Origin of the sequence: Streptomyces sp. BV286 (assembly GCF_019090165.1) — a bacterium.
GTDB lineage: Bacteria > Actinomycetota > Actinomycetes > Streptomycetales > Streptomycetaceae > Streptomyces.
The window spans coordinates 1-1,621 of sequence record NZ_JAHRIB010000075.1 but is presented as its reverse complement, the minus strand read 5'-3'; the positions used below and the strand labels follow the sequence as shown (position 1 = coordinate 1,621).

Annotated in this window: 2 protein-coding genes; one reads left to right on the top strand and one right to left on the bottom strand. The window is 55.0% G+C overall.

Annotated features, from left to right (window positions below; all coding sequences use genetic code 11):
* Positions 1-811, top strand: an 811-nt coding sequence (locus KUF83_RS10690) for a type IIL restriction-modification enzyme MmeI (RefSeq protein ID WP_374106039.1), incomplete at its 5' end; no start/stop codon positions are given.
* Between the two features lie 8 nt (positions 812-819).
* Here KUF83_RS10690 and KUF83_RS10685 read toward each other — a convergent pair.
* The coding region (locus KUF83_RS10685; RefSeq protein WP_374106038.1) for a type IIL restriction-modification enzyme MmeI at positions 820-1,621 on the bottom strand (802 nt) is incomplete at its 5' end.

Here is a 1,621-nt window from a genome sequence, read left to right as displayed (position 1 = left end):
CCATGACTGGAGCGAGGACCGGGCCCGGAGCTACCCAGAAGTTTTTTCCATCATCGAAAGGGACGTGAAGCCCGAACGACTCAAGAACAACAACCGTCAACGGCGCGAGATCTGGTGGCGGTTCACTCGTCCTGCAATGGATCTTTACCGTGCCATCTCCAACTTGGACCGTGTCCTGGTGGTAGCACTCGTCAGCAGAACGGTGATGCCAGCGCGTGTGGCCAGTCGGCAAGTTCTCTCGCATAAGTTGGGAGTCTTCGTCACGGCAGATGATACCGACCTTGCTCTACTCTCAAGTTCGATCCACTCGAACTGGGCTTGGCGAAACTCATCAACAATGAAAGCCGACCTGAATTATTCACCTTCCGACGTTTTCGAGACTCTGCCTTACCCTACTCCCACAATGCGAATGAAAGTAGCAGGGGCAGCTCTGGAGCGACTGCGCGCAGATGTCATGAGAGACAGAATTCTGGGACTAACGAAACTGTACAACATGATTCACGACCCTGTGGTCAATGATGTCGACATCGTGAATCTGCGGAGAATTCACGAAGAGATCGACGAAGTGACGGCCGAGGCGTACGGGTGGGATGATCTTGATTTTCGCCACACCTTCTATGAGACCTATCAAGGATATCGGTACGGCATCAGCGCTTCCACTCGAATCGAGACTCTTGACAGACTACTGGAGTTGAATCACAAGCAAGTTGCCTCTGCCCGCGCCCTGGCGATCAGTGAAGGTGACAACGCAAGTAGCGCTCGGCGGGCGAACAAGGCAGACGGAGGCGCCCAAGATTCGGTCCTGTTCTGATTCCTCAATCAGAACAGTAGGCCATCCCCTGTTACTTCGATTGATTGCGCCGCGCGCACCCTTCCGCCGACTCGGGGGGATCGTAGGGCAGCCTCACGCCCGTGTTGCACATGATTGAGCTCCAGGAGGCGATCCATTATTTCCCTTCCGAGAGTCGGATTGATCAAGAAGCGAGTACCTTGGCGAGTTTCATGGAATCCGTGATTCGGTTCGAGATCAGACCAGCCGTAAGCATGCACGATCGCCTCGTCGACTTGCCGGTGACTGCTACGCAAGGCTTGAATGTCGCTGCTAGATTCCGTCGGATCGTGGACGATCTTATACAAGCTTGTCAGTCCTAGCTTCCTCTCAGTCATAATCTCTCGACGCATATCATCGAGCGTCTGCCCGGCATCTTCCATTGCTGTTGTCGCAGTTGGCCGAGGCAGAGTCTCGTATACGTCAGACGGCGTATATCGAAGGTCTCCCTTGAGGCTCGACGCTCGCGCAATCGCCCAGGAGTAGTGGATACCGCTGCTGAGCAACGCTAGGTCCGCAAGCTGATCAGTTGCGAAGACCACAGTTTGTTCGCTGACGACTTGACCAGTGGGCACAAAGACCGGCAGCCCAGTCTTACTCACCCGCGCTACCACCAGGACACGGTCAAGCCCTTTGACCGCGCTGATCATAGCCGGTCTCTTTTCTGCGTATTGCCACCAATAGTCACGATAGCTCTTGCGGTTGTTCTTGAGTCGTTCGGGCTTCACGTCCCTTTCGATGATGGAAAAAACTTCTGGGTAGCTCCGGGCCCGGTCCTCGCTCCAGTCATGG